Annotated in this window: 20 protein-coding genes; 12 read left to right on the plus strand and 8 right to left on the minus strand. The window is 60.8% G+C overall.

The features are described 5' to 3' along the window. Positions 1–34 precede the first annotated feature (34 nt). The 5 genes from RE418_RS06040 (at position 35) to ghrB (ending at position 5427) form a co-directional block, all read left to right on the plus strand. Positions 35–1069, plus strand: a complete 1035-nt coding sequence (locus RE418_RS06040) for a LacI family DNA-binding transcriptional regulator (RefSeq protein WP_025304774.1) — start codon at positions 35–37, stop codon at positions 1067–1069. 172 nt (positions 1070–1241) lie between these two features. Next, the gene (locus RE418_RS06045; protein ID WP_025304773.1) at positions 1242–1994 is read left to right on the plus strand and encodes a sugar phosphate isomerase/epimerase; all 753 of its coding nucleotides are present in this window, start codon (positions 1242–1244) and stop codon (positions 1992–1994) included. Between the two features lie 7 nt (positions 1995–2001). Then, a complete protein-coding gene (locus tag RE418_RS06050; RefSeq protein ID WP_043140921.1) occupies positions 2002–2967 on the plus strand; it encodes a sugar kinase in 966 nt (321 codons plus the stop codon). Positions 2968–3107: 140 nt separating this feature from the next. After that, the gene (locus RE418_RS06055; RefSeq protein ID WP_033639091.1) at positions 3108–4376 is read left to right on the plus strand and encodes an MFS transporter; all 1269 of its coding nucleotides are present in this window, start codon (positions 3108–3110) and stop codon (positions 4374–4376) included. Positions 4377–4449: 73 nt separating this feature from the next. After that, positions 4450–5427 (plus strand): glyoxylate/hydroxypyruvate reductase GhrB, encoded by a 978-nt coding sequence (ghrB, locus tag RE418_RS06060; protein WP_089181471.1) that lies wholly within the window; start codon positions 4450–4452, stop codon positions 5425–5427. Between the two features lies 1 nt (position 5428). On the opposite strand, the gene RE418_RS06065 is transcribed toward ghrB, so the two are convergent. Beyond that, complete coding sequence (locus RE418_RS06065; RefSeq protein ID WP_162837931.1) at positions 5429–5581, minus strand: hypothetical protein; 153 nt, start codon at positions 5579–5581, stop codon at positions 5429–5431. 196 nt (positions 5582–5777) lie between these two features. Here RE418_RS06065 and RE418_RS06070 point away from each other — a divergent pair, with 196 nt between their 5' ends. The 4 genes from RE418_RS06070 (at position 5778) to RE418_RS06085 (ending at position 9903) form a co-directional block, all read left to right on the plus strand. Then, positions 5778–7841 (plus strand): alpha-amylase, encoded by a 2064-nt coding sequence (locus RE418_RS06070; RefSeq protein WP_089181470.1) that lies wholly within the window; start codon positions 5778–5780, stop codon positions 7839–7841. 135 nt (positions 7842–7976) lie between these two features. Further along, positions 7977–9227, plus strand: coding sequence for a valine--pyruvate transaminase (locus RE418_RS06075; protein ID WP_399675956.1), 1251 nt, complete (start codon positions 7977–7979; stop codon positions 9225–9227). Positions 9228–9301: 74 nt separating this feature from the next. Continuing rightward, positions 9302–9523: a ribbon-helix-helix domain-containing protein gene (locus RE418_RS06080; protein WP_025304767.1), complete on the plus strand. Its 222-nt coding sequence runs from the start codon at positions 9302–9304 to the stop codon at positions 9521–9523. Beyond that, positions 9523–9903, plus strand: coding sequence for a type II toxin-antitoxin system VapC family toxin (locus RE418_RS06085; RefSeq protein WP_025304766.1), 381 nt, complete (start codon positions 9523–9525; stop codon positions 9901–9903). The genes RE418_RS06080 and RE418_RS06085 overlap by 1 nt, the downstream gene beginning before the upstream one ends. 10 nt (positions 9904–9913) lie before the next feature. Here RE418_RS06085 and RE418_RS06090 read toward each other — a convergent pair whose 3' ends face one another. The 3 genes from RE418_RS06090 to ibpA all read right to left on the minus strand — a co-directional run bounded on the left by RE418_RS06090 (position 9914) and on the right by ibpA (position 12688). After that, entirely contained in the window at positions 9914–11572 is a 1659-nt protein-coding gene (locus tag RE418_RS06090) for a putative transporter (RefSeq protein WP_089181468.1), read from the minus strand. Positions 11573–11739: 167 nt separating this feature from the next. Next, complete coding sequence (ibpB, locus tag RE418_RS06095; protein WP_004933922.1) at positions 11740–12168, minus strand: small heat shock chaperone IbpB; 429 nt, start codon at positions 12166–12168, stop codon at positions 11740–11742. Positions 12169–12274: 106 nt separating this feature from the next. Further along, positions 12275–12688, minus strand: a complete 414-nt coding sequence (gene ibpA / locus RE418_RS06100) for a small heat shock chaperone IbpA (protein WP_004933919.1) — start codon at positions 12686–12688, stop codon at positions 12275–12277. A 309-nt stretch (positions 12689–12997) separates the two neighbouring features. Between ibpA and RE418_RS06105 the strand changes: the two genes are divergently transcribed. Next, positions 12998–13345 carry a YceK/YidQ family lipoprotein gene (locus RE418_RS06105; protein ID WP_016929593.1) on the plus strand — a complete coding sequence of 116 codons (348 nt, stop codon included), beginning with the start codon at positions 12998–13000 and terminating at the stop codon, positions 13343–13345. 30 nt (positions 13346–13375) lie between these two features. Here RE418_RS06105 and RE418_RS06110 read toward each other — a convergent pair whose 3' ends face one another. Together RE418_RS06110 and RE418_RS06115 are read right to left on the minus strand one after the other, a co-directional pair. Next, positions 13376–14656, minus strand: a complete 1281-nt coding sequence (locus RE418_RS06110) for a DUF3748 domain-containing protein (protein ID WP_089181467.1) — start codon at positions 14654–14656, stop codon at positions 13376–13378. 38 nt (positions 14657–14694) lie between these two features. Next, the gene (locus RE418_RS06115) at positions 14695–15096 is read right to left on the minus strand and encodes a hypothetical protein (protein WP_145956986.1); all 402 of its coding nucleotides are present in this window, start codon (positions 15094–15096) and stop codon (positions 14695–14697) included. Between the two features lie 36 nt (positions 15097–15132). Here RE418_RS06115 and RE418_RS06120 point away from each other — a divergent pair, with 36 nt between their 5' ends. Both RE418_RS06120 and RE418_RS06125 read left to right on the plus strand, forming a co-directional pair. Then, positions 15133–16101, plus strand: coding sequence for a threonine/serine dehydratase (locus RE418_RS06120; RefSeq protein WP_089181466.1), 969 nt, complete (start codon positions 15133–15135; stop codon positions 16099–16101). Beyond that, positions 16088–17029, plus strand: coding sequence for an ornithine cyclodeaminase family protein (locus RE418_RS06125; protein WP_025304761.1), 942 nt, complete (start codon positions 16088–16090; stop codon positions 17027–17029). The genes RE418_RS06120 and RE418_RS06125 overlap by 14 nt, the downstream gene beginning before the upstream one ends. Before the next feature lie 26 nt (positions 17030–17055). Here RE418_RS06125 and yidA read toward each other — a convergent pair whose 3' ends face one another. Then, complete coding sequence (yidA, locus tag RE418_RS06130) at positions 17056–17871, minus strand: sugar-phosphatase (RefSeq protein ID WP_025304760.1); 816 nt, start codon at positions 17869–17871, stop codon at positions 17056–17058. Between the two features lie 125 nt (positions 17872–17996). Beyond that, positions 17997–20411 carry a DNA topoisomerase (ATP-hydrolyzing) subunit B gene (gene gyrB / locus RE418_RS06135; protein ID WP_025304759.1) on the minus strand — a complete coding sequence of 805 codons (2415 nt, stop codon included), beginning with the start codon at positions 20409–20411 and terminating at the stop codon, positions 17997–17999. Between the last annotated feature and the right edge of the window lie 14 nt (positions 20412–20425).

Here is a 20425-nt window from a genome sequence, read left to right on the forward strand (position 1 = left end):
TCTCCTTGGCAATTAACCGCAGGAGGGATCGGCTGTGAGCACAGGCAAGGCAACGCGCACCTCAGGACGCGCTACCATCAGCGATGTGGCCAGCATCGCCAAAACCGGCAAGACCAGCGTGTCGCGCTATCTGAATGGTGAACAGCACCTGCTTTCCGACGATCTCAAACAGCGCATCGAACAGGCTATCCAGCAGCTCGACTACCGGCCAAGCCAGATGGCGCGCAGCCTGAAGGGCGGCCAGACCCGCCTGATCGGCCTGATCCTCGCCGATATCACCAACCCCTATTCGGTGGACGTGATGCGCGGCATCGAGGCCGCCTGCCGTCAACACGGTTTTACCCTGCTGGTGTGTAACACCAACAACGAAGTCAATCAGGAACAGCACTACCTGCAGCTGCTCAGCAGTTACCGGGTAGAAGGCATCGTGGTCAACGCGGTCGGCATGCGCGAGGAAGCATTATCCACGCTGCAACAGTCGATGCTGCCCATGGTGCTGATCGATCGAAAAATCCCCGACTTCGCCTGCGACGTGGTGGGCCTGAACAACCGCGAAGCCGCCACCGTCGCCACCGAACACCTGCTGCAACAAGGTTTCGAAGCGATCCTGTTCCTCAGCGAGCCGCTCGGTACGGTTAATACCCGTCTCGAACGCCTGCACGCTTTCAGACATACCATGGCGCAGCACCCCGCGCTGTTGGCGGAGCAGGCCGAAACGCCGCTCAACGATCGGCAGAAGCTGGAGCAGGTGCTGAGCGATTTCAGCGGCCGCCATCGCGGCATGCGCAAAGCGGTGATCTCCGCCAACGGCGCCCTGACGCTGCAGGTAGCGCGCGCCATGCGTCGGCTCGGCATCCAGTGGGGCAACGACATCGGCCTGCTGGGCTTTGACGAGCTGGAGTGGGCGGAGCTGGCGGGCGTCGGCATCACCACGCTGAAACAACCTACCTACCAAATGGGACACGCGGCGCTGGAGCGGCTGGTGCAGCGCATTCAGGGCCTGGCCACCCCCAGCGGCGAGCAGATGTTCTCCGGCGAGCTGATCGTCCGCGGCTCCACCACCCGCTAATCCACCTTCTCCGGGGCCGTTGACCGCCCCGCCTCTATCTGCATCGGCTGTTTTTTGCTCAGCTTCGTGATTGCGATCATATTTTTACACTCTGTCGCTTTTCGCTGGAACCGGTTCCATTTAACGTACCGGTAACAGCAGCGGCGGCGACAATGCCGCCTCAGGAGTCAAAATGAAAACAGAAATCATCGTGGTCACCGGCGCCTACGGCACCGATACCGTCAAACAACACGGCGGCCAGCGCGCGCTGTTGCCCATCATCGCCGGCGCGGGCGCCGACGGAGTGGAGATCCGCCGCGAACTGTTCACCGCCGGTGAACTGGACAGCCTGCCGGCGCTGGCGCAAGAGATCGATCGCCAGCAGCTGTTCGCCGTCTATTCCGCCCCTGAGGCGCTGTTCACACCGCAACATACGCTGAACCCCAACCTGTCGGCGCTGCTGGCGGAAGCGCAGGCGCTGAACGCGCGCCAGCTGAAGCTCTCCCTCGGCCATTTCCGCCCCGGCTTTGATTTTACCGAGTTGAAAGTGGCTCTGGAACAACACCCGGTCAAGCTGGTGGTCGAGAACGACCAAACGCCGGACTGCGGCATTTTGTCGATGCTGAACGCCTTTTTCCACGCCGCGGAAGATAGCCACCTGCCGGTCAGCATGACCTTCGATATGGCCAACTGGCTGTGGGTGGGGCAAGACGCCTTCGCCGCCGCCGAACGCCTGGCCCGCCACGTCGGTTACGTGCACGTCAAAGCCGCCACCCAAGGCCCGCGCGGCTGGCGCGCCATCGCGCTGGACGAGACCGACGGCAGCTGGCGCGACCTGTTGGCCCGCCTGCCGCACGATGCGCCGCGCGGTATCGAATTCCCGTTGCAGGGCGATGACCTGGAAGCCGTCACCCGCCATTACGTCAATATCTTGCGTGCGGAGTAACCCCATGATGACAACGTTAACGGCAACGACGGCGCAGCAGGCGCCCCTGGATGTGGTCACGCTGGGTGAAGCCATGGCGATGTTCGTGGCGGCACAAACCGGCGATCTGGCGGAGGTGGAAACCTTCACCAAACGCATCGCCGGCGCCGAACTGAACGTGGCGATCGGCCTGGCGCGTCTGGGTATGAACGTCGGCTGGGTCAGCCGCGTCGGCAACGATTCGTTCGGGCGCTTCACCCTGCAGCAGTTGAAAAAAGAAGGCATCAATTACCGGCAGGTGACGGTCGACGGCCACTACCCCACCGGTTTTCAGGTGAAATCCAAAACCACCGATGGTACCGATCCCAGTGTGGAGTATTTCCGCAAGGGCTCGGCGGCCAGCCACCTGTCGATTGCCGATTTCAACCGCGAGTATTTCGGTTCCGCGCGCCACCTGCACCTGAGCGGCGTGGCGGCAGCGCTGTCCAGCGAGTCGCTGGCGCTGTGCCACCATGCGGCGCGCGAGATGCGTGCCATGGGTAAAACCATTTCGTTCGACCCCAATCTGCGCCCGGTGCTGTGGCCCAGCCGCGAGGTGATGATCGAACAGCTGAACCAGCTGGCGTTCGCCGCCGACTGGGTGCTACCGGGGCTGAAAGAGGGGCAGATCCTCACCGGCCAGTCGACGCCGGAAGGCATCGCCGATTTCTATCTGGAGCGCGGCGTGCAGGCGGTGATCATCAAAACCGGCCCGGACGGTGCCTGGTTTAAAACCGCCGCCGGCGACAAGGCGGCGGTGGCGGCGGTCAGGGTCGACAACGTGGTGGATACCGTCGGTGCCGGTGATGGCTTTGCCGTTGGCACCCTCAGTGCCCTGTTGGAAGGTAAAACGCTGATACAGGCGGTGCAGCGCGGCAATAAAATCGGCTCGCTGGCGATCCAGGCCATCGGCGACAGCGAAGGCCTGCCGACCCGTGCGGCGCTGGCCGAATAACAATAAAAAAAACGACTTCTCCGCATGACGTCAGCCTCTGGCCCTACAACCGGGACGCGTCGGGAGAGCATCTGCCCCTTCGTCTTTCACGCCCAGCGTGCCGGGCGAAGGGGATGCAACACCACTGAAGGATACTGAACATGAACAAAGCGACTGTCGCGGCCAAACGCTGGTGGTACATCATGCCCATCGTGTTTATCACCTACAGCCTGGCCTATCTCGATCGCGCCAACTTCAGCTTCGCCTCTGCCGCCGGCATCAATGAAGATCTCGGCATCACCAAAGGCATGGCCTCGCTGCTGGGCGCGCTGTTTTTCCTCGGTTATTTCTTCTTCCAAATTCCCGGCGCTATCTACGCCGAACGTCGCAGCGTCAAAAAACTGATCTTCTGGTGCCTGATCCTGTGGGGCGGCTGCGCCTCGTTGACCGGCGTGGTCAGCAATATTCCGATGCTGGCCGCCATCCGCTTTATCCTGGGTGTGGTGGAAGCGGCGGTGATGCCGGCGATGCTGATCTACATCAGTAACTGGTTCACCAAATCGGAGCGGTCACGCGCCAATACCTTCCTGATCCTCGGCAACCCGGTGACGGTGCTGTGGATGTCGGTGGTGTCCGGTTACCTGATCCACGCCTTCGGCTGGCGTGAAATGTTCATCATCGAGGGCATTCCGGCGGTTATCTGGGCATTCTGCTGGTGGGTGCTGGCGAAAGACAAACCGGCGCAGGCCGGCTGGCTGAGCGCCGATGAGAAACAGGCGCTGCAGCAGCAGCTGGACGAAGAGCAAAAAGGCATCAAGGCCGTGCGCAACTACGGCGAAGCCTTCCGCTCACGCAACGTGATCCTGCTGTGCGTGCAGTACTTCGCCTGGAGCATCGGCGTGTACGGCTTCGTGCTGTGGCTGCCTTCCATCCTGCGCAGCGGCATGCAGATGGGCATGGTGGAGGCCGGCTGGCTGTCGGCGGTGCCTTACCTGGCGGCAACCATCGCCATGATCGTGGTCTCCTGGGCGTCGGACAAAATGCAAAACCGCAAGCTGTTTGTCTGGCCGCTGCTGCTGATCGGCGCGCTGGCGTTCTTCGGTTCTTACGCCGTCGGCGCCAACCATTTCTGGATCTCCTACGGCCTGCTGGTGGTCGCCGGCGCCGCGATGTACGCCCCCTACGGGCCGTTCTTCGCCATCATTCCGGAAATGCTGCCGAAAAACGTTGCCGGGGGCGCCATGGCGCTGATCAACAGCATGGGCGCGCTGGGTTCGTTCTTCGGTTCGTGGTTCGTCGGCTATCTGAATGGCGCCACCGGCAGCCCGGCGGCTTCCTATATGTTCATGGCCATCGCACTGGTGGTGGCGGTGGTGCTGACGCTGATCGTCAAGCCCGCCCGCAACGAGATCCAGCCGCAATTGGCTTGATCCGGTTATACTTTTTATCTGTTAACCCAACCGGGGGGGCACCATGCCCCCTTTGGCCCAGCTGGAGTTCGTGATGAAGCCTTCTATCGTATTGTACAAAAGCCTGCCCGCCGACCTGCGTGAACGCTTGGAACAGCACTTCACCGTGCACGCCTTCAACGGCCTGCAGCCGGAGAACCGCGAGGAACTGCGCCAGGCGTTGCAGCAGGCCGAAGGGATCATCGGTTCCGGCGGTAAAATTGACGAAGCCTTCCTGCAGCAGGCGCCCAAACTGCGCGCGGCCTCGACCGTTTCCGTCGGCTACGACAACTTCGACGTCGAGGCGCTCAACGCCCATAACGTGCTGTTGATGCACACCCCGACGGTGCTGACCGAAACCGTCGCCGACACCATCATGAGCCTGGTGCTGGCGACGGCGCGCCGGGTGGTGGAAGTGGCGGAACGGGTCAAGGCCGGCGAATGGCGCGGCAGCATCGGGCCAGACTGGTTCGGCGTCGACGTGCACCACAAAACCATCGGTATCCTCGGCATGGGCCGCATCGGCCTGGCGCTGGCGCAGCGCGCGCACTTCGGCTTCGGCATGCCGGTGCTCTACAACGCCCGCCGCACGCACGAAGAGGCGGAGCAACGCTTCAACGCCCGTCGCTGCGATTTGGATACCCTGCTGGCCGAGTCGGATTTCGTTTGCATCACGTTGCCGCTGACCGAACAAACCTTCCATCTGATCGGCCGCGATCAGTTGGCGAAGATGAAGAAAAGCGGCATTCTGATCAACGCTGGCCGCGGACCGGTGGTGGATGAGCAGGCGCTGATCGAAGCGCTGCAAAACGGCGTGATCCACGCCGCGGGGTTGGATGTGTTCGAGAAAGAACCGCTGCCGGCCAACTCGCCGCTGCTCAGCATGCCGAACGTGGTGGCGTTGCCGCACATCGGCTCCGCCACCCATGAAACGCGCTACGGCATGGCCGCCTGCGCGGTGGATAATTTGATCGCCGCGTTGACCGGCACGGTGAAAGAAAACTGCGTCAACCCGCAGCTGTTGCGGAAATAACTCAGCGCGGCCGGTGGTCTGAGGATAACCGGCCGTGCTGCTCTTCCTGCTGCGGCGCGAACAGCGCCTGCAGCTGATGTTCTTCGGCGAAGTGCTGCAATTCGGCATCCTGAATTGCCTGAACGATCTCTTCTCGCCAGTTTTTGTCCGTCATCGCTAACCTCCTTTGATGTTCACCGTTTAATCTGCCGCAGCGCGCGCACAAAGCCAAGCCGAATCAATCCGAAAACGCTCCGCCCTTCCTCTCCTCCTCGAAAAACCCTCGCAGGGAGGAGGCCATTTTTCCGTCGTTTGCCACACTGGGCGCTACCCTGCGAGAAAAACGCTTCCTGCCGCGCGTAAGGAGAGCCATGAAACTGTTACCCCTGCCCTTATTGATGCTGCTGTCGCCTTCGGCGCTGGCCAGCTGGACACTGCCGGGTTTCCCGGCCCTCGACGAAACGGCCGCCGGGCTGTTCACCAGCCAGGCCACGCTGCCCAAAGGCCAGCTGCCGCTGCGCCTGTATCAGGATAACCACTGCTGGCAACCGGCGGAGGCGATAAAACTTAACCAGACGCTGTCGCTGCACCCGTGCGGCGCCAACCCGCCGGTCAGCTGGCGGCAGTTCCGCGCCGGCGACTATCAGGTGCGCGTCGATACGCGCAGCGGCACGCCGACGCTGCAGCTCAGCCTGAGCAGCGTGCCGGAAAGCGCCGCCGTTGCCGTCCGCAGCTGCCCGCGCTGGGACGGTAAGCCGGTCACGGTCGACGTCACCTCCACCTTCACCGAAGGCGAAACGCTGCGCGATTTCTATTCCGGCCAAACGGCACAGGTGAGCCAGGGAAAAATCACGCTGCAGCCCGCCCCCGCCAGCGGCGGCCTGTTGCTGCTGGAATCCGCCGCCACGGCGAAACCGGCGGCGTTCAGCTGGCATAACGCCACGGTCTACTTCGTGCTGACCGATCGCTTTGAGAACGGCAATCCGGCCAATGACCACAGCTACGGGCGCCGCAGCGACGGCCTGCAGGAAATAGGCACCTTTCACGGCGGCGATCTGGCCGGCCTGACGCAGAAGCTGGATTATCTGCAGCAGCTCGGCGTCAACGCCTTGTGGATCAGCTCGCCGCTGGAGCAGATCCACGGCTGGGTCGGCGGCGGCACCCAAGGCGATTTCCCGCATTACGCCTATCACGGCTATTACGCGCTGGACTGGACTCGCCTCGACGCCAACATGGGCACCGAACAGGAGCTGCGCACGCTGGTCGAGCAGGCGCATCGCCGCGGCATTCGCATTCTGTTCGACGTGGTGGTGAACCACGTCGGCTACGCCACGCTGGCGGATATGCAGACGTTCCACTTCGGCTCGCTGTATCTGCAAGGCGCAGAGGTGGAGAAAACCCTGGGGAAAAACTGGAGCGACTGGCGCCCCGGGCCAGGGCAAAACTGGCACAGCTTCAACGACTACATCAACTTCAGCGACAAGGCGGGCTGGCGCCCATGGTGGGGGAAAAATTGGATCCGCACCGACATCGGCGACTATGACGCACCGGGCTATGACGATCTGACGATGTCACTGGCCTTCCTGCCGGATATCAAAACCGAAGCGCCCGGCGCCAGCGGCCTGCCGCTGTTCTATCGCCACAAACCCGACACCGCCGCGCGCGACATGCCCGGCGCCACCACCCGCGATTACCTGACCGTCTGGCTCAGCCAGTGGGTGCGCGATTACGGCATCGACGGTTTTCGCGTCGATACCGCCAAGCACGTGGAAAAACCGACGCTGGCGCTGTTGAAACAGCGCGCCACGGCGGCATTGGCGGCATGGAAAGCGGAGCATCCGCAGCAGGCGTTGGATGATGCGCCGTTTTGGATGACTGGCGAGGCCTGGGGCCACGGGGTGATGAAAAGCGACTATTACCAAAACGGCTTCGACGCGATGATCAACTTCGATTTCCAGGACCAGGCGTCGCAGGCGCTGGGCTGCTTTGCTGACATCGATGCCACCTACCGGCAGATGGCCGAGCGGCTGCAGGATTTCAACGTGCTGAGCTATCTCTCTTCACACGACACCCGGCTGTTCTTCGCCAGCGACGCCAAAGGCTCGCTGCCTCGCCAACAGCGGGCGGCGAACCTGCTGTTGCTGGCGCCGGGCGCGGTGCAGATTTACTACGGCGATGAAAGCGGCCGCCCGCTCGGCCCAACCGGTTCCGATCCGCTGCAGGGTACCCGCTCCGACATGAACTGGCGTGAGCTACAGGGGGAAAAAGCCCCGCTGCTGGCCCACTGGCAACGGTTGGGGCAGTTCCGCGCTCGCCACCCGGCGATCGGCGGCGGCGTGCAAACCCCGCAGGCGCACGCCGCCTATTATGCCTTCAGCCGCCGGCTCGGCGACGATAAGGTGATGGTGGTGTGGGCCGGCGAACGGTCACAATAATCCAGCGTAATATGCTGCTAATCGGCCAATGAGCGAAGTTTGTGCCCATTGGCCGATTTGTCGGCCGCATTGCAGCGGGATTTGTCTGGCGGTATGGTGGGTGATTACCTGCTAAGAAACAGTACTGCTGCACCTATGACTTTCTCACTTTTCGGCGAAAAATTTACCCGTTATGCGGGCATTACCCGTTTGATGGACGACCTGAACGAAGGCCTGCGCACCCCCGGTGCCATCATGCTCGGCGGCGGCAATCCGGCGCAGATCCCAGAGATGGAAGCCTACTTCACACAGCTGTGCCAGGAGATGCTCGACCAGGGCAAACTGACCGAGGCGCTGTGCAACTACGACGGCCCGCAAGGCAAGGACGCGCTGCTGAAAGCGCTGGCCAATCTGCTGCGCGACGAGCTCGGCTGGGAGATTTCGCCACAGAATATTGCACTGACTAACGGCAGCCAAAGCGCGTTTTTCTACTTGTTCAACATGTTCGCCGGCCGCTACGCCGACGGTTCGCGCCGCCGCGTGCTGTTCCCATTGGCGCCGGAATATATCGGCTATGCCGACGCCGGGCTGGACGAAGGGCTGTTCGTCTCCGCCAAACCGAACATCGAGCTGCTGCCGGACGGCCAGTTCAAGTATCACGTCGATTTCGAACATCTCACCATCGGCGATGACATCGGCATGATCTGCGTTTCACGGCCGACCAACCCGACCGGCAACGTGATCACCGACGAAGAGCTGATGAAGCTCGACCTGCTGGCGCAGCAGCGTGATATTCCGCTGGTGATCGACAACGCCTACGGCGTGCCGTTCCCCGGCATCATCTTCAGCGACGCCACGCCGCTGTGGAACCCGAACACCATCCTGTGCATGAGCCTGTCCAAGCTCGGCCTGCCGGGCTCGCGCTGCGGCATCGTGATCGCCGACGAGAAGGTGATCACCGCGCTAACCAACATGAACGGCATCATCAGCCTGTCGCCAGGCAGCATGGGGCCGGCGATGGCGACGGAAATGATCGCGCGCGGCGATCTGCTGCGCCTGTCGAACGAGGTCATTCGCCCGTTCTACAAACAGCGCGTCGAGCACACCATCGAGATTATTCGCCGCTACCTGTCGCCGGAGCGCTGCCTGATCCACAAACCGGAAGGGGCTATCTTCCTCTGGCTGTGGTTCAAGGATCTGCCGATCACCACCGAAGTGCTGTATCAGCGCCTGAAAAAGCGCGGCGTGCTGATGGTGCCGGGCCACTACTTCTTCCCGGGGTTGGAGCATGAATGGCCGCATACCCACCAGTGCATGCGCATGAACTACGTGCCCGATCCGGAGAAAATCGAGCGCGGCGTGGCTATTCTGGCGGAAGAGATCGAGCGCGCACATCAGAAAGGCTAACGCCGACTGATTGAAAATTGACCGACAAAGATATACGATGCATATATCGTATATCTTTTTTTGGAGGGCCAACGATGACTCGCATCGTGATCGATTTACCTGAAGAAGACCTGCGGCAGCTCGATAATCTGAAAAATATCCGCCACGTTCCGCGGGCCGAGATCATTCGTCAAGCAGTCTCCCGCTATCTGACGGAGAACCACGTGGAAGATCCCAGCAACGCTTTCGGGCTCTGGTCCGGGGCGATGGGAGATGGCGTGGAGTACGAAAATCGTCAGCGCGAGGAGTGGGAATAATGGTGGCTCAACGGGCGTTATTCGACACCAATATCCTGATCGATTATCTCAACGGCATTCCTCAAGCCAGGGACGTTCTGGTCGAGTATCACATCAATCCGGCCATCAGCGCCATCACCTGGATGGAAGTGATGGTAGGTGCTAAAAAACAGGGTCCGGCACTGGAGCTGAAAACACGTCAGTTTTTAGGGCAATTTCTGCTGCTGCCTATTACCGATGAAGTCGCTGAACGCGCCGTAGAACTGCGCCACTCACAGCATGTGAAACTGCCAGACGCCATTATCTGGGCCACAGCGCAGGTGGGATTCCGGATGCTCATCTCCCGCAACCCCAAAGATTTCGGCACTGACAATGGCGTGTTGATGCCTTATCGGCTGTAGACGATCCGCACTACAGCGTCCAGAACAGCACCGCCAGCAGCTGCGGCGACATGATGCGCAGGAACATCGCCAACGGATACACAGTGGCGTAAGACAGCGCGGCGGCGCCGCTGGTGGGATGCAGACCGTTGGCGAAGGCCAGCGCCGGCGGATCGGTCATCGATCCCGCCAGCATGCCGGACAGCGTCAGGTAGTTCATCTTGCCCACCGTGCGTGCCAGAATACCGACGCTCAGCAGCGGAATGGCGGTGATTAACGCGCCATAACCAATCCATGTCAGCCCCTCGCCGTGCAGCAACGTATCGATAAAATTGCCGCCCGATTTCAAACCGACCACCGCCAGAAACAGCACGATGCCCAGTTCGCGCAGCGCCAGGTTGGCGCTCGGCGGCATAAACCAATACAGCTTGCCGAGACTGCCGATGCGCCCCAGGATCAGCGCCGCCACCAACGGCCCGCCAGCCAGCCCCAGCCGCAATGCCGCCGGAAAGCCGGGCACGAACAGCGGAATGGAGCCCAGCAGCACCCCGAGACCGATGCCGATAAAGACCGGCAGCATCTGCACCTGCTGCAGTTTTTGTTGGGCGTTGCCGACGATTGCCGTCACCGCGTCGATGGCCTCCGGCCGGCCGACCAGGTTGAGAATGTCGCCAAACTGCAGCGTCACGTTGCTGCCGGCCACCAGCTCGACGCCGGCGCGGTTGAGGCGTGAAATTACCACGTCATACTTCTGCTTCAGGTTCAGATCGCGGATTTTCTTGCCCAGCACCTGCTCGTTGGTCACCACTGCCCTCACCACCTGCAGCGCGGTGCCGCGCGTCGACAGCGAGGCGTCCACCTCTTCGCCTATCACCAGCCGGGCGTTCTCCAGATCTTCACGCTTGCCCACCAGATGCAGGTAGTCGCCAAGTTCCAGCCGCTCGTGCGGCGCCGGCACCATCAGCAGCTCTCCGCGCTTGAGGCGCGAACAGACGATCGCTTCACCGTTGAGCAACGGCACCTGCTTAATCGCCATGCCCTGCAGGTTGGGATTGCGCACCGCCACGTTGATGGCGTGCAGCAGCTCACGCTGATTGCCCAGGCTGTTTTCAAACGCCTGCGCCTCGCGCTCGATGTTGATGCGGAAAACCAATCGGATCAGCCACATCACCAGCAAGATGCCGCAAATGCCGAACGGGTAGGCCATGGCGTAGCCCATCCCCATGCCGTCCACCAACGCCGGATCGGAACCGAGATCGGTCAGGATTTGTTGACCGGCGCCCAGCGCCGGGGTGTTGGTGACCGCGCCGGAGAACACGCCGAGGATGATCGGCAGCGGCACGTCGAACAGCTTGTGCACCGCCGCCGCCACTGCGCCGCCGGTCAGTACCAGCAGCACCGCGAAGGCGTTGAGGCGCAGACCAGAGACGCGCAGCGAAGAGAAGAAACCGGGACCGACCTGGATGCCGATGGTGTAAACGAACAGGATCAGGCCAAACTCCTGGATAAAGTGCAGCATGTCACCATTCAGGCTGATTTGCCCGCTCTGGGCAAAGTGGCCGACCAGAATGCCGCCGAACAGCACGCCGCCGATGCCCAGCCCGACGCCGTACAGTTTCCAGTTCCCCATCCACAGCCCAATGACGGCCGCCAGCGCCAACATGCTGACGGTCAGGGCGATATCGCTCATAGGTCACATCCTTGCCAAAGTTGAACATGGGATTTGCGGACAAAGACACACAATTAACAAGGATTATGGCATCGGGCAGACGGGGGGACTGTGGCGTGCGCCACATAACGCAACGGGGGAGATCCGTCTGGATCTCCCCCGCATGATGATGACCGTTTTTCAGTCGGTTATTTGGCTTCCAGCTCCGGCGTCGCACCGATGGCGATGCGCTGCGGCTGTAAGGCTTCCGGCACCTGACGCACCAGATCGATGTGCAGCAGGCCATTTTCAAATTTGGCCTCGGACACCTGCAGATGTTCCGCCAGGGTAAAGGTCAACTGGAACTCTTTGCACACCAGCCCCTGATGCAGGTACTCGACCTGTTTTTCCGGCGGCGTGGGTTTACCGCTGACGGTCAGCCGCGGCCCTTCCACTTCGATATTCAGTTCGCTCTGCCGGAAACCGGCCAGCGCCAGAGAAATACGGTAGTGATTGTCATCGCTTTTCTCGATGTTATACGGCGGGAACCCCTGGGGTTCCTGGCCGCCCATTGAACTGGCCAATTTATCAAAACCAATCCATTGACGCAGAAGCGGGGATAGATCGTAATTACGCATAGGAACAACTCCTTTCATTAAGCGAGATGTGTTTATTCAGCCCCCTGACGGCAGGCGGATTGTTACTGCATATTTGCCGACAGCGTTCCTGCCGGCGAAAAGGGAATTATTTAATTTCGATACGGCGCGGTTTTAATGTTTCCGGCACGATGCGCTGCATATCGATATACAGCAGGCCGTTTTCCAGTTTGGCGCCTTTAATTTGAATATGTTCAGCCAGCTGGAATTTACGCTCGAAATTACGCTCAGCGATGCCCTGATATAAATAGGTTTTTTCTGCCGGTTCGTTATTGTGCGCACCGCGCACGATCAGCAGATTATCTTGCGTGGTGATCTCCAGCTCCTGCTCGGCAAACCCGGCTACTGCAATGGCGATGCGATAATGGTTTTCGTCCACCAGCTCGACATTATAAGGAGGATAACCGCCGTTGCCCTGGCTCTGGCCGGCCTCCAGCGCGTTGAACAGGCGATCGAAACCAATGGCGGAACGGTATAGTGGAGAAAGATCGAAATTACGCATAAAACAGCCTCCTAAGGCACTTCAGCGAGGTTGAAATAAATACGCCTTCCATTCTGGACAGGCTAATTAAGCCAGAATTCCCTTACGGCAAATTCTCAATCCGGCTCTGATGATAAAATGGGGGTTGATTTCATCAATTCAACGGGCGAGGATCAAAAAAAGCGCTTTTCGGTTAGGTGAAAGTTTTTTTACCACTTACACTAAAGTGAGAGAGCCGCCACAGAGCGGGATTTTGCTTCTTTTAAAGCAGCAACAGGATGTTATAAATCAGCTTAATTTAGGGGCACAGCAACCCTGCAGGATGGATTAATGACGACGATGAAAGCGATAGCGACGGGCTGCATGTTGTTGGCGACCAGCGGTTGCTCCAGCGTGATGAGCCATACCGGCCCGAATCAGGGTTACTATCCCGGCACCCGCGCCAGCGTGGACATGCTGAAGGACGACAACACCAGCTGGGCGATGATGCCGCTGGTGGCGCTGGATCTGCCGTTCTCCGCAGTGATGGATACCGTGCTGCTGCCTTACGACTATCTGCGTTCAGGCAATGACGCCACCGCAGACTCGCCAAAAGCGCGCATCCTGCGCAGCGAGCAACAGAATCTGGCGGCAACCGGCAACCCCGGCGAGGGCAACGACAGCACCGCCACACACTAATCACGCACGCAGCGGGCCATCAGGCCCGCCTTACGCCTCAACCACAAAGATCTGGTTGAATCCGGCAATCTCGCGCATAAATGCCACTTTCTTGCCATCCGGCGAAAACACCACGGCATCCCCCGACGGCGGCTGCACGCTGCGCTGCGTTAAACGCTGCAGGCGGCCGCTGGCGACCTCACACAGCATCACGCTGTTGTCACACACCAGGGCTATCGTCCCGCCCTGCGGGTGCCAGCTGAACGCCGACTGGATGTCATGCTCGCCGCGGCTGACCTGGCACGGCTCACCGCCGTTCGGCGACACCGTCCACAGTTGCACCACGCCGCCGTCATCCTTCATCAGAAAAGCTATCTGGCTGCCGTCCGGCGAGCTGCGCAGCCAATGGCGCGGCGCACCGACCACGCCCGGAAAACGGCGTTCACCGGTAAAGGTCACCCGCCGCTGCCTGACGCCAAGCGGCGGCGCGGGCAGCTCGCTTTCCGTCCCCTGCAGCGGCACCGCGCCGGCCCTGGCGTAGTCGGCGTCGTTCTCCGGCAGATCGACGATAAACACCTCCGGCAGTTTCTCGCCGGCGGCGGACAACGTATCGCCAATGAACGCCAGCGCCCAGCGCTGTCGGCTGCCGTCGGCCTTACGGTAGCCTTCGCGGCCAATCCAGCCTTCTTCGTAGGCGCGATTGATCTGATCGCTGCCCGGCTGCGGCTGCGGCACGGTCTCGCTGACCAATACGCAATAGTGGCTGCCGTCATATTCACGGGGATGCTGTTTCGGCGGATTGACCCCGTGCAGCGGCACAGCCACGCCGACGTTGCGCAGATCGCGCGCCGGATCGCATTCATGCATCACGTGATCGTTGTAGGTAAAGCTGAGGCGGCTGCCGTCCGGGCTGAAAACGTGCACATGGCTGCCGCCGCGCAGCGCACCGGGCGTGTAGGGCGCCGTGATATCCAGCGCGTCGAGGGTAATGGCCAACTCGCGATCCGGTTCGCTGACGATCACCCCGCGGCGGTGGTGAAAATCATACTGCCAGGCGCTGTCCGGATGTTCCGGGCCGTGGATGAAGACGTAGCGCGCCGGCGCATCGGGGCTGACCGTAACCACGCCGACGTGGGCACCGTGCTGGGCGCGATAAACCACCTCCACCGCGCCGCTGGTGATGTTGACCCGCTCGATGCTAAGGCCGGTGAAAGAGGCGCCGCGCGGGCGCACGTCATAAGCCAGCCATTGGCTATCCGGCGTCCAGACGTTGATATTGGTTAACTGATGCCCGCGTGGGTCGAAAGTCAGTTGTTTTTCCCGATGGCTCATGGCGGCTCTCCTGCGCATGCTGGCACTGAACGGCCATCTTACCGGATCGGCGGCAGCGTTTCATATGGCCAGCGAGAGGCGCCCGGGGGCATTTTGGCGCAATTATTTTTCAGCGTCTTATCATTTAAGCCGCTCGGCGGCGCCGGCAGGAAATAAACGCCCGGGTAGGCGGCCGTATTCCAGGCAGCGAAACTCAGCGGTGCCCATGCCGTATAGGCAGATGCCGCGAGCGCTATTTTTTCATTCTCATTTACTTGATCAAAATAATTCAGCGGCAGCGCCTTTCTTAACGCAAATAAATAAAAAATCGTGTCGCTAAACGACAGGTTAATGATTACTTTCACCGCCAACCCGATGCTCTTCTCCGGCCATTGCCGTTTGCTGGCCGGCTTACCCGCCGGTCGGATGGCAGGGTTTACAATCAATACAAAAAAGTACAATATGGATTTTTAAGTCCAAAATATTCTGGAGCCGGTATGAATCCCCTCTTCGATGCCATTGTTTCTGCCCATCAGCAACTGCGCCCTCAGGTTCGGGTCACGCCATTGGAACGCAGCGTACTGCTTTCTCAGCAATTGGGCTGCGAGCTGTATTTGAAATGCGATCATCTGCAGCACACCGGCTCCTTTAAATTTCGCGGCGCCAGCAACAAGCTGCGGCTGCTGGATAACGAGCAACGCCGGCGCGGCGTGATCGCCGCCTCAACCGGCAACCACGGCCAAGCGGTCGCCCTGGCGGGGTACCTGATGGGGGTTGGCGTCACGGTTTATGCGCCAGAGACGGCCGCGAGCATCAAGCTCGACACCATTCGTGCACTGGGCGGCACCGTGGAATTGGTGCCGGGCGATGCGCTGAACGCCGAACTGGCGGGGGAACAGGCCGCACGCGAACAGGGAAAAACCTATATCTCGCCGTATAACGACGAGCAGGTGATCGCCGGCCAGGGCACCTGCGGCATGGAGCTGGTTGAACAACTCACCGATCTGGACGCGGTGTTCGTGGCGGTCGGCGGCGGGGGTTATATCGCCGGCATCGGCACCGTTCTGCGGCAACTGTCGCCGAACACGCAGCTTATCGCCTGCTGGCCGGAAAACGCCACCAGCCTGTACAGCGCGTTGGAAGCGGGCCATATCTTCCCGGTGGAAGAGCAAGAAACCCTGTCCGACGGCACCGCCGGCGGCGTCGAGCCGGGCGCCGTGACCTTTCCGCTGTGCCAACAGCTGATCGACCGCAAAGTGCTGGTTAGCGAGGCAGAGATCAAACACGCGATGCGCCGGATAGCCGCCAGCGATCGCTGGATTATCGAAGGCGCGGCCGGCGTGGCGCTGGCGGCGGCGATCAAACTGGCGCCGGAATACCAGGGTAAAAAGGTGGCGGTGGTACTGTGCGGCAAGAACATCGTGCTGGAGAAATACCTCAAGGCCATCGCCGATGCACATCCTTAATCGGCAGCAAATCCTCGCCGCGTTCGACGCCGAGACCATAACGCCGCTGCTGAAGCAGGGTTTTATCGCCTACTCGCAACAGCGAGTGCAACAACCGCCGGTGCAGCATTTCCTGTTCGAGCGTGCCGCCGGCGACTGCTGCATCAAGTCCGCCTGGCTGGAAGGTGACGAACTGTTCGTGGTCAAGATCTCCGCCGGTTTCTATCGCAACGCCGAACACGGCCTGCCGAGCAATCAGGGGCTGGTGATGGCGTTCTCCGCCCAGACCGGCGAACCGCAGGCGCTGCTGCAGGATGAAGGTTGGCTGACCGCGTTGCGCACCGCCCTGGCCGGCCGCATCGCCGCCGAGCTGTGCGCACCGCCGCATATTCAGGCGATCGGCATGGTCGGCACGGGTCTGCAGGCGCGGCTGCAGCTGCAATGCCTGAAACCGGTGACCGATTGCCGAGACGTATGGGTGTGGGGACGAGACGAACAGGCGCTGGCGGCGTATCGGCGCGATGCCGAAGCCGAGGGTTTTCGGGTGCGGGTTACGCAGAATGCGGCGGAACTGGCAGCGCACTGTCGGCTGATCGTGACCACCACGCCCAGCCGCGAACCGATATTGCAGGCGGCGGATATTCGGCCCGGCACGCACATCACCGCCGTGGGCGCCGACGCGCCCGGCAAACAGGAACTGGCGACCGATTTGGTGGCCAACGCAGACGCGCTGCTGGTCGATGCCCTGACGCAGTGCGCGGACTATGGTGAGATCGCGACGGCTTATCGGCAAAACAGGCTGATTTCAACGCCAATCGTCGAAATGGGCGCCGTCTTGGCGCAGGGAGGGCGGGTACGACGCGAGCCGCAGCACATCACCATCGCCGATCTCACCGGCTTGGCGATTCAGGATCTGCAGATCGCCAAAGGGGTGTTGGCGAAAGTATAAAGGGGCGCCGCAGCGCCCACGCGTTATCAGGCGTTGAGCACGAACTTCTCGATAGCGCGCGCCACGCCGTCCTCTGTATTGGCGCTGGTGACAAACTGCGCCACCGCTTTCAGTTCGGGAATGGCGTTGCCCATCGCTACGCCGACGCCGGCATATTCGATCATCGCCGTATCGTTGGCCTGATCCCCCAGCGTCATGATGTTTTCCCGCGCCACGCCCAAATGCTCGGCCAGCATTCTCACCCCGGCGCCCTTATCGACGTTCTTGTGCAGGATCTCGAGGAAATAAGGCGCGCTTTTCAGGATGGTATAACGCTCGCGCGTTTCCGCCGGGATGCGCGCGATAGCGCGGTCCAACAGCTCCGGCTCGTCGATCATCATCACTTTAGGGAAACGCATCTGGCGATCCATCTCTTCCACGCTGCGGTATTTCAGCGGAATACCGGTCATTTCCGCCTCGTGTATGGTGTACTTGCCGATATCCTTGTTCGGGGTATACAGGGTATCGAAATCAAACGCCTGGTAGTGAACGCCGAACTCGCGCGCCATCTGCTCAAAGTGCAGATAATCCTCAAAGCCCAGCGTTTCTTGCAGAATGCAGGCGCCGTCAACCGCACGCAGCACCAGCGCGCCGTTATAGGTGATACAGAAATCGCCGGGGCCCTGAATGTCCAACTGGCGCAGATAATCCTGCACGCCGACATAAGGCCGCCCGGTGGCCAACACCACGTGCACCCCTTTGCGCCGCGCCGCCGCGATAGCCTGCTTTACCGCCGGCGTGATTTGGTGCTGCGGATCCAGCAACGTGCCGTCCATGTCGATCGCAATCAGTTCAATAGCCATTCAACGCTTCTCCCAGTGGTTTTTTCCCATGCTAACGCGTTTCAGCCTCGGCTGTCAGCGCCAAAAAAGGCGCAAAAAAAATCCGCGCGGGTCGCCCGGCGCGGATTTTCACAGCCATTAACGCATCAGATATCGATGTTCGCCGCTTTCAGGGCGTTTTCTTCGATAAAGGCGCGGCGCGGTTCAACCGCATCGCCCATCAGCGTGGTGAACAGCTGATCGGCAGCGATGGCATCCTTGACGGTCACGCGCAGCATACGGCGGCTTTCAGGATCCATGGTGGTTTCCCACAGCTGCTCCGGGTTCATCTCGCCCAGACCTTTATAACGCTGCACCGACAGGCCGCGGCGCGACTCTTTCACCAGCCACTCCAACGCCTGCTCGAAGCTGTCTACCGGCTGACGGCGTTCGCCGCGCTCGATGAACGCGCCCTCTTCGACCAGCCCGCGCAGCTTCTCGCCCAGCTGACAGATCTTGCGGTATTCGCCGCCGTGGATGAAGTCGAAGTCCAGCTTATAGTCGGTATCCACGCCGTGGGTGCGGATGCGCAGCGCCGGCTCGAACATCTGGCGCTCGCGGTTCTCGAAGATAACGAAGTCATAGCTGCTGCCGTGCTGCTCTTTGTCGTTCAGCGCCTGCACCAGCGAAGCAATCCAGGTTTTCACCTTGGCTTCATCGCTGAGATCGCCTTCGTTCAGCGTCGGCTGATAGATCAGGCTGTTCAGCAGCGCGCGCGGGTAGCGGCGCTCCATGCGGCCGATCAGCTTCTGCACGCCATAGTGCTCAGCCACCAGTTTTTCCAGCTGTTCGCCACCCAGCGCCGGTGCGCTGGCATTGGTGTGCAGCGTAGCGCCGTCCATCGCAATAGCGATCTGGTACTGATCCATCGCCTCGTCATCTTTGATGTACTGCTCTTGCTTACCTTTCTTCACCTTGTACAGCGGCGGCTGTGCGATGAACACGTGGCCACGCTCGATGATTTCCGGCATCTGGCGATAGAAGAAGGTCAACAGCAGCGTACGGATGTGCGAACCGTCGACGTCGGCATCGGTCATGATAATGATGCTGTGATAACGCAGCTTGTCCGGGCTGTACTCGTCGCGGCCGATGCCGCAACCCAGCGCGGTGATCAGCGTCGCCACTTCCTGCGAGGAGAGCATTTTGTCGAAACGCGCTTTCTCGACGTTGAGGATTTTCCCCTTCAGCGGCAAGATAGCCTGGTTCTTGCGGTTGCGCCCCTGCTTGGCAGAGCCGCCCGCGGAGTCCCCTTCCACCAGGTACAGTTCGGACAACGCCGGGTCGCGTTCCTGGCAGTCCGCCAGCTTGCCCGGCAGGCCGGCCAGATCCAGTGCGCCTTTGCGGCGGGTCATCTCACGCGCTTTACGCGCCGCTTCGCGCGCGCGCGCCGCGTCGATGATTTTGCCGACCACGATTTTCGCGTCGCCTGGATTCTCCATCAGGTAATCCACCAGCTTCTCGTTCATCAGCGTTTCAACCGCGGTTTTCACCTCGGAAGAGACCAGCTTGTCCTTGGTCTGAGAAGAGAACTTCGGATCCGGCACCTTCACCGAGACCACGGCGATCAGGCCTTCACGTGCGTCATCGCCGGTGGCACTGACCTTGGCCTTCTTGCTGTAGCCTTCCTTCTCCATGTAGCTGTTCAGCGTACGGGTCATCGCGGTACGGAAACCGACCAGGTGCGTGCCGCCGTCGCGCTGCGGGATGTTGTTGGTGAAGCAGTAGATGTTTTCCTGGAAACCGTCGTTCCACTGCAGCGCCACTTCCACGCCGATGTCGTCTTTCACGGTCGAGAAGTAGAACACGTTCGGGTGGATCGGGGTTTTGTTCTTGTTCAGGTACTCGACAAACGCCTTGATGCCGCCTTCGTAATGGAAGTGGTCTTCACGGTCGGTACGCTTGTCCTTCAGGCGGATAGACACGCCGGAGTTGAGGAAGGACAGCTCGCGCAGACGCTTGGCCAGAATGTCATACTCGAACTCGGTCACATTGGTGAAGGTCTGGTGGCTCGGCCAGAAGCGCACCATGGTGCCGGTCTGCTCGGTTTCGCCCACCACGTTCAGCGGCGCCTGCGGCTCGCCGTGGCTGTAAGTTTGTTCGTGCACTTTGCCTTCGCGGCGGATCACCAGCTCCAGTTTCTCCGACAGGGCGTTAACCACCGAGACGCCCACGCCGTGCAGGCCGCCGGAAACTTTATAGGAGTTGTCGTCGAATTTACCGCCGGCGTGCAGCACGGTCATGATGACCTCTGCGGCTGAAACCCCTTCTTCAGGGTGAATGCCGGTCGGAATGCCGCGGCCGTCATCCTGCACCGATACCGAGTTGTCGGCATGGATGGTGACCTGAATGTCACTACAGTGGCCCGCGAGCGCTTCGTCGATAGCGTTGTCCACAACCTCGAATACCATGTGGTGCAGACCGGTGCCGTCATCGGTATCGCCGATATACATGCCCGGGCGCTTGCGCACCGCATCCAGCCCTTTTAATACCTTGATACTTGAGGAGTCATAAGAATTCGACATCAACGTTTCTCGCT

The sequence above is a fragment of the Serratia sp. szju genome (assembly GCF_044594185.1).
Lineage (GTDB): Bacteria > Pseudomonadota > Gammaproteobacteria > Enterobacterales > Enterobacteriaceae > Serratia > Serratia bockelmannii.

What these genes read in the sequence shown, in the direction of transcription:
- RE418_RS06045 (WP_025304773.1), top strand. Translation starts at nt 1,242, where the DNA reads ATGAAAACAGAAATCATCGTGGTCACCGGCGCCTACGGCACCGATACC.
- RE418_RS06050 (WP_043140921.1), top strand. Translation starts at nt 2,002, where the DNA reads ATGACAACGTTAACGGCAACGACGGCGCAGCAGGCGCCCCTGGATGTG.
- RE418_RS06055 (WP_033639091.1), top strand. Translation starts at nt 3,108, where the DNA reads ATGAACAAAGCGACTGTCGCGGCCAAACGCTGGTGGTACATCATGCCC.
- ghrB (WP_089181471.1), top strand. Translation starts at nt 4,450, where the DNA reads ATGAAGCCTTCTATCGTATTGTACAAAAGCCTGCCCGCCGACCTGCGT.
- RE418_RS06065 (WP_162837931.1), bottom strand. Translation starts at nt 5,581, where the DNA reads ATGACGGACAAAAACTGGCGAGAAGAGATCGTTCAGGCAATTCAGGAT.
- RE418_RS06070 (WP_089181470.1), top strand. Translation starts at nt 5,778, where the DNA reads ATGAAACTGTTACCCCTGCCCTTATTGATGCTGCTGTCGCCTTCGGCG.
- RE418_RS06075 (WP_399675956.1), top strand. Translation starts at nt 7,977, where the DNA reads ATGACTTTCTCACTTTTCGGCGAAAAATTTACCCGTTATGCGGGCATT.
- RE418_RS06080 (WP_025304767.1), top strand. Translation starts at nt 9,302, where the DNA reads ATGACTCGCATCGTGATCGATTTACCTGAAGAAGACCTGCGGCAGCTC.
- RE418_RS06085 (WP_025304766.1), top strand. Translation starts at nt 9,523, where the DNA reads ATGGTGGCTCAACGGGCGTTATTCGACACCAATATCCTGATCGATTAT.
- RE418_RS06090 (WP_089181468.1), bottom strand. Translation starts at nt 11,572, where the DNA reads ATGAGCGATATCGCCCTGACCGTCAGCATGTTGGCGCTGGCGGCCGTC.
- ibpB (WP_004933922.1), bottom strand. Translation starts at nt 12,168, where the DNA reads ATGCGTAATTACGATCTATCCCCGCTTCTGCGTCAATGGATTGGTTTT.
- ibpA (WP_004933919.1), bottom strand. Translation starts at nt 12,688, where the DNA reads ATGCGTAATTTCGATCTTTCTCCACTATACCGTTCCGCCATTGGTTTC.
- RE418_RS06105 (WP_016929593.1), top strand. Translation starts at nt 12,998, where the DNA reads ATGACGACGATGAAAGCGATAGCGACGGGCTGCATGTTGTTGGCGACC.
- RE418_RS06110 (WP_089181467.1), bottom strand. Translation starts at nt 14,656, where the DNA reads ATGAGCCATCGGGAAAAACAACTGACTTTCGACCCACGCGGGCATCAG.
- RE418_RS06120 (WP_089181466.1), top strand. Translation starts at nt 15,133, where the DNA reads ATGAATCCCCTCTTCGATGCCATTGTTTCTGCCCATCAGCAACTGCGC.
- RE418_RS06125 (WP_025304761.1), top strand. Translation starts at nt 16,088, where the DNA reads ATGCACATCCTTAATCGGCAGCAAATCCTCGCCGCGTTCGACGCCGAG.
- yidA (WP_025304760.1), bottom strand. Translation starts at nt 17,871, where the DNA reads ATGGCTATTGAACTGATTGCGATCGACATGGACGGCACGTTGCTGGAT.
- gyrB (WP_025304759.1), bottom strand. Translation starts at nt 20,411, where the DNA reads ATGTCGAATTCTTATGACTCCTCAAGTATCAAGGTATTAAAAGGGCTG.